General features: G+C 70.6%; 6 protein-coding genes and 1 tRNA gene. 3 read left to right on the forward strand and 4 right to left on the reverse strand.

From position 1 onward, the window contains the following. Positions 1–1,027: serine/threonine-protein kinase (locus tag AOK22_RS12840; RefSeq protein ID WP_157872228.1), on the reverse strand; the 1,027-nt coding region annotated here is incomplete at its 3' end. 49 nt (positions 1,028–1,076) lie between these two features. Continuing rightward, positions 1,077–1,625 carry a helix-turn-helix domain-containing protein gene (locus AOK22_RS12845; RefSeq protein ID WP_055563954.1) on the reverse strand — a complete coding sequence of 183 codons (549 nt, stop codon included), beginning with the start codon at positions 1,623–1,625 and terminating at the stop codon, positions 1,077–1,079. Between the two features lie 182 nt (positions 1,626–1,807). Here AOK22_RS12845 and AOK22_RS12850 point away from each other — a divergent pair. Continuing rightward, positions 1,808–1,880 (forward strand) — tRNA-Ala (locus tag AOK22_RS12850). Positions 1,881–2,005: 125 nt separating this feature from the next. Here AOK22_RS12850 and AOK22_RS12855 read toward each other — a convergent pair. Further along, positions 2,006–3,091, reverse strand: a complete 1,086-nt coding sequence (locus AOK22_RS12855) for a sensor histidine kinase (RefSeq protein ID WP_193433281.1) — start codon at positions 3,089–3,091, stop codon at positions 2,006–2,008. Further along, a complete protein-coding gene (locus AOK22_RS12860) occupies positions 3,084–3,779 on the reverse strand; it encodes a response regulator transcription factor (RefSeq protein WP_055698749.1) in 696 nt (231 codons plus the stop codon). The genes AOK22_RS12855 and AOK22_RS12860 overlap by 8 nt, the downstream gene beginning before the upstream one ends. Before the next feature lie 135 nt (positions 3,780–3,914). On the opposite strand from AOK22_RS12860, the gene AOK22_RS12865 reads away from it, so the two are divergent. Together AOK22_RS12865 and AOK22_RS12870 are read left to right on the forward strand one after the other, a co-directional pair. Next, positions 3,915–4,526 carry a M15 family metallopeptidase gene (locus AOK22_RS12865; protein ID WP_055698750.1) on the forward strand — a complete coding sequence of 204 codons (612 nt, stop codon included), beginning with the start codon at positions 3,915–3,917 and terminating at the stop codon, positions 4,524–4,526. Between the two features lie 113 nt (positions 4,527–4,639). Beyond that, a complete protein-coding gene (locus AOK22_RS12870) occupies positions 4,640–5,605 on the forward strand; it encodes an endonuclease/exonuclease/phosphatase family protein (RefSeq protein WP_055698752.1) in 966 nt (321 codons plus the stop codon). Positions 5,606–5,673 lie beyond the last annotated feature (68 nt).

Genomic DNA, 5,673 nt, shown 5'->3' on the forward strand with positions numbered 1-5,673 from the left:
GGGTAGACGGCGCGGGTGGAGTGGGGCCGGACGGCGTGAGGCCCGATGGGGTGCCGGTCGGTGGTGTGTAGGCGGCGGGCGTTCCGGTTCCGGTTCCTGGGGCGGGGCGCGCGTGGCGGGGAGACGCGCCGGACCGTGGTGCGGCCGTGAGCGGGCCGTCGGGGCCGAACCCCGTGGGTAGCGGGGCGAGTTGGTCGAAGATCTCGATGAGCTCGTCGTCCGGGCCCGGCTCGGGCAGCATCTCGGCGGCGGAGGCCAACGCCTTGCGGGCGCCTGTGGCGGTGCGGAAGCGCGTCTGGGGGTCCGGCTGGAGCAGGGTCGCGATGACCTGCCAGAGGGGCTCAGGCATGCCGCGAGGGGCCCTGGGAGTGCCGTGGTCGGCGAAGTGTTCGATCAGGGCCCTGGCATCCGGTTTGGCGCCCTCCAGGAGATACAGGGCGACCAGGCCGACGGCGAAGAGGTCGGCGGTGAAGTCCGGTTCCGCGCCCAGCATTTGCTCGGGGGCGAAATAGCCGGGCGTCCCCACGACATAGTCGGTCTCCGTCAGTCGAGGCTCGCCCTTGCGCATCGAGATGCCGAAGTCCGAGAGGCGCAGGTGCGGGCGTCCGGCGCCGGTGGCCTCCAGCAGGATGTTGGCCGGCTTGATGTCCCGGTGGACGACGCCCTCGGCGTGGACGGCGGCGAGGCCGGAGAGGAGCTGGTCGAGAAGGACGCAGGTGAAGCGGGGCGGCAGTGGGCCGTAGTCCCCGATCACGTGCGCCAGTGAGCCGCCGCCGACCAGGTCCATGGTGAACAGGACCTTGTCGTCGTCGGCGGCCCAGCTGGCGGGCGCGAGCACATGGGGATGGTCGATGCGGAGCGCCTGCTCCCGCACGAATCTCAACAAGGAGTGTGCGTCGCTCTGCTGGAGGACCTTGGCGGCCACATACCTGTGCCGTCGGTGGTCCCAGGCGCGCCAGACCGCTCCGACTCCCCCGTGGCCGACCGGGTCGACCAGTTCGTACCGGCCGGCGAAGACCTCACCCATGGTCGCGCTCCGCTCCCCTTCCGGGCCGTCGCGCGGCCCGGTCGACGGCTCAGCTCTGGTGCGCCTCGTAGTGGGCGACCGCGTCCGCGGTGCGCCCGGCGCCGTACACCCGGAGGAACTCTGCCAGCTCCGGGTGGGTGGGGGCGAGGGAGTCCGCGGCATCGATGATGTCGCCGGCCGCCGCGACGGAGCGCAGCAGCGACTGGATCTCACGCACCACGCGCTTCACGGTGGGCGCGCCCGAACTGGTCGCCGTCTGCGAGGTGTTGGTGAGGACGGAGCCGCCCTGGGACTTCTTGATCTCGTCCATGCGGTCGGTGGCCTCGGCGGCGCTCACGCTGCCGTCGGCGACCTGGCCCGCCAGTTCCTGGAGGAGCTGGACGCGCTGGACGACGGCGGGGTTGCCGATCTTGGCGCGCTGACCGCTCATCAGCTGGGAGAGCATGGGCGCGGAAAGGCCGAGGACTCCGGCGAGGCGGGCCTGGTTCAGGCCCAGATCATCGATGAGCCGACGGAAGAGCGCCCCCAGCGGCTCTCCGTACCAGTTCCGCTGGAGCTCCCGTGCTCTCGCGGTGGTGTCCTGCTGTGCGGCGTCCATTGCGTCTCCCCATCGCTTCCCCTAAGACCGCGGTTCGCTGCCGCGAACCACGTCGAGCATCTTACGGAGCGTGGTCGTGGACCGGGACCCCCAATCCTTTTGCGAGATCCGGGGGGAGACCCGGTACTCTGGTCTGCGGTGCACGCCGGGAGGTGATTCTTCCGGTCCGACGCATCGCTCACGGGGCCTTAGCTCAGTTGGTAGAGCGCTGTCTTTGCATGGCAGATGTCAGGGGTTCGACTCCCCTAGGCTCCACGTGAGAAAGCCCCTCCGACCTGCGGAAACGCGGTTTGGAGGGGCTTTTTGCGTGCTGCCGCGTGCCGCCGGGGGCGCTGACGAGCGCTGACGTGCGGTGCCGCCTGCCGACGTGCGCTGTCGTGTCAGGCCGCGGGCAGTTCCACGGTGATGCGGAGGCCGCCGGCCGGGCGCGGGGTCAGGGTGAGGGTGCCGTCGTGGGCCTGGGCGATGGTCCTGACGATGGCCAGGCCGAGGCCGGCGCCGGCGTGATCGGTGTGCACGCGTTCGGTGCCGCGCCGGAAGGGCTCGGTGAGGGTCGAGGCCAGCTCTGGGGTGAGCTTCTCGCCGGTGTTCTCGACGGTGAGCACGGCGGTCCCGGCGCGGACGCCGGTGTCGACCCACACGGTGCCCGCCGTGCCCTGTCCGGGCAGGTTGTGGATGATCGCGTTGTGCACGAGGTTCGTGGTCAGCTGGAGCAGGAGCGCGTGCGATCCGACGGTGGTGCTGATGTCGCCCCGGGTCGTGACCGTGACGCCGTGCTTCTCCGCGAGCGGGAGAAGGGTTTCGGTCGCTTCCTCGGCCAGGAGCGACAGGTCGACGCGTTCTCGGGTGAAGGCGCGCTGTTCGGCGCGGCTGAGCAGCAGCAGCGCTTCCGTCAGGTCGATCGCCCGGGTGTTCACGGCGTGGAGGCGGTCGACGAGCTCGCGGGGATCGTGGTGCGGGTCGGTGCGGGCCACGTCGAGCAGCGCCTTGGAGATCGCCAGCGGGGTACGCAGCTCGTGGGAGGCGTTGGCCGCGAATCTCCGCTGCTCGGCGACGTGTGCTTCGAGCCGCGCGAGCATCGTGTCGAAGGCGTCGCCGAGCTCGCGGAACTCGTCCTTGCGGCCCGGCAGCCGGATCCGGTGGGAGAGCGATCCGGCCGTGGCCATGCGTGTGGCGTGGGTGATGCTGGTCAGGGGGGCGAGCATGCGGCCGGCGAGGAACCAGCCGCCCACGAGGCCGAGCACGAGCAGGAACACCATGACGGTGAACGCCGCCGGGGCGAAGGTGCCCAGGAGGAGCTGGCGGTTGGGGTTCTGGTGCATCATGCGGCGGTTCCAGTCGTCCGGAACGTACTCCAGGAGGAACACCCACACGGCGCCGAGCAGCAGGATGCCGGCCAGCATGACGAACCCGGTGTAGCTGAGAGTGAGTTGGAGGCGGACGCTCAGCCCGGGGCGCCTATCCACGGTCCCCTCCCTCGTGTCCGGCCCGCGGTGGCGTGTCGATGCGGTAGCCGACGCCCGGCACGGTGGCGATGATCCACGGTTCGCCGAGGCGCTTGCGCAGGGCCGAGACGGTGATGCGTACGGCGTTGGTGAACGGGTCGGCGTTCTCGTCCCACGCGCGTTCCAGGAGCTCCTCGGCGCTGACGACGCCGCCCTCGGCGGCGACGAGGACTTCGAGTACGGCGAACTGTTTCCTGGTCAGCGCGACATAGCGGTCGTCGCGGTAGACCTCTCTGCGGAACGGGTCGAGTCGCACCCCCGCGATCTCCCGTACGGGCGGCCTGCTGTGGGCGCGTCTGCGGTCGAGCGCCCTGAGCCTGAGCGCGAGTTCCTGCAGCTCGAAGGGTTTCGTGAGGTAGTCGTCGGCGCCGAGCTCGAAGCCGGAGGCCTTGTCGTCGATGCGGTCGGCCGCCGTGAGCATGAGGATCGGCATGCCGCTGCCGGAGGCGACGACGCGCCTGGCGATCTCGTCGCCGGACGGTCCCGGGATGTCGCGGTCGAGGACGGCGATGTCGTAGGTGTTGACGCACAGGAGCTCCAGAGCGGTGTCGCCGTCCCCCGCGATGTCGGCCGCGATGGCCTCCAGGCGGAGGCCGTCGCGGATGGCCTCCGCCAGAAAGGGTTCGTCCTCGACAATCAGCACGCGCATGTCATCGAGGCTACGAGTCACCACATATCGGCGGTATATCGAAAACCGCATACGGGCCCACAACACCGCGCTGCCTTCACTGGCGGTATGACTCGAACCCCACCATCGGTACGGCCCAGTCCCGGGAACAGCCGGATGCGTCGGATCCTTGTCATCGGGCTGACAGCGGTCCTCGCGGTGATCATCGCGGTCCTCGGCCATCAGCTGCCGTGGTCCTCGCCCTCGTCGTCCTCTTCGTCCTCCTCGGCGGCATCACCTCCGAAGGCTCCTCCCGACGAGGGGCGCGGTACGCCCGGTGAGGCCGACGGCGTGGTCCCCGACGACGTCACGGTCTTCGACGACGGTGTTCCGGCGGTCGCCAAGCTCGATCCGGATCTGCTCAAGGCCCTCCGCCGGGCGGCGACGGAGGCCGCGGACGACGGAGTCGCGTTCCACGTCAACAGCGGCTGGCGCTCCCCGGAGTACCAGAACCAGCTTCTTCGCCAGGCGATCGCCAAGTACGGGTCCGCATACGAGGCCTCCCGATGGGTGGCCACCGCGCAGACGTCTCCCCACGTGTCGGGGGACGCGGTCGACATCGGGCCCTCCCCAGCGGCGGAGTGGCTGTCCCGGCACGGCGCCGAGTACGGGCTGTGCCAGATCTACGAGAACGAGGCGTGGCACTACGAGCTGCGTACCGAAGCGATCGGTGACGGCTGCCCGCGGATGTACGCCGACCCCACCCAGGACCCGAGGATGCGGCAGTGAGCAGCACTTTTCGTACGGACAGCACCGAGAGCACGGACAGCACGGGCCTTGTGGACGACGCGGACAGCGCGGGAAGCACGGGTGGCGTCGGTGCCGGATCCGTCACCTGGCGCGTGCGGCCCTGGAGGCGCGGCCTGGTGCTCACGGCGCTGGCGCTGCTGCTCGGCCTGCTCATGCTGTTCCACGCACAGGTCACGGACCGCGGAGGCCTCGGCAGCCTGGTGGAGAGCTTCCTGCCGTGGTTCGGCCTGCTCATCCCCGTGCTGCTGGCCGGGGCGCTGTGGCGCCGCTCCGCCTCCGCGCTGGTCGCGCTGCTGCTGCCGGTCGTGGTGTGGCTGAGCCTCTTCGGCGGGCTGCTCGTCGACAAGTCCCGTCCCGGCAGCGATCTCACCGTGGCCACCCACAACGTCAACGCCGACAACGCGGACCCGGCCGGCACCGCCCGTGACCTGGCCGCCTCCGGCACGGACGTGCTGGCCCTGGAGGAGATCACCCCGCAGGCGAAGCCGCTGTACGAGAAGGGGCTGGCGAAGGCCTACCCGCACCACACGGTCCTGGGCACGGTCGGGCTGTGGAGCAAGCTGCCGCTGTCGGACATCCGCAGGGTCGACATCCAGCAGGACGTCGGACCGCTGGGCGAGGCCAAGCCGGCCGACGTCACGTTGCCCGACAACCGGGCACTCCGCGCCACGGTGGCCACGGACCACGGGCCACTGGCGGTGTACGTGGTGCACCAGGGGTCCGTACGCCTGTTTCCCCAGGGCGGCTTCTGGACGGGCAGCCGGGACCGTGGTGCCCAGGCGCTCGCCAAGGCCGTCGCCGCCGAGCGGAACGAGCGGGTGGTGCTGCTGGGGGACATGAACGGCACCACGGACGACCGCGCGTTCGACGGCCTCACCTCGCAGCTGGACTCGGCCCAGGACGAGGCCGGGGACGGCTTCGGCTTCACGTGGCCGGCGAAGTTCCCGGTGGCGCGGATCGACCAGATCCTCGTCCGGGGCGTGGAGCCGAGGAGCGCGTGGACGCTGCCGGCCACCGGTAGCGATCACCTGCCGGTGGCGGCCGGGATCAGTTGGTGACCAACCGTGTTTCACGTGAAACGACGCCGTGGGGCGGGAGACCAGAAGGTCTCCCGCCCCACGGCGTC

The sequence above is a fragment of the Streptomyces silaceus genome (assembly GCF_001419745.1).
GTDB classification, from domain to species: domain Bacteria; phylum Actinomycetota; class Actinomycetes; order Streptomycetales; family Streptomycetaceae; genus Streptomyces; species Streptomyces silaceus.

Bases quoted from the DNA above. Each gene is read 5' to 3' on its own strand.
- AOK22_RS12860 (WP_055698749.1), bottom strand. From the start codon at position 3,779: ATGCGCGTGCTGATTGTCGAGGACGAACCCTTTCTGGCGGAGGCCATC.
- AOK22_RS12865 (WP_055698750.1), top strand. From the start codon at position 3,915: ATGCGTCGGATCCTTGTCATCGGGCTGACAGCGGTCCTCGCGGTGATC.
- AOK22_RS12845 (WP_055563954.1), bottom strand. From the start codon at position 1,625: ATGGACGCCGCACAGCAGGACACCACCGCGAGAGCACGGGAGCTCCAG.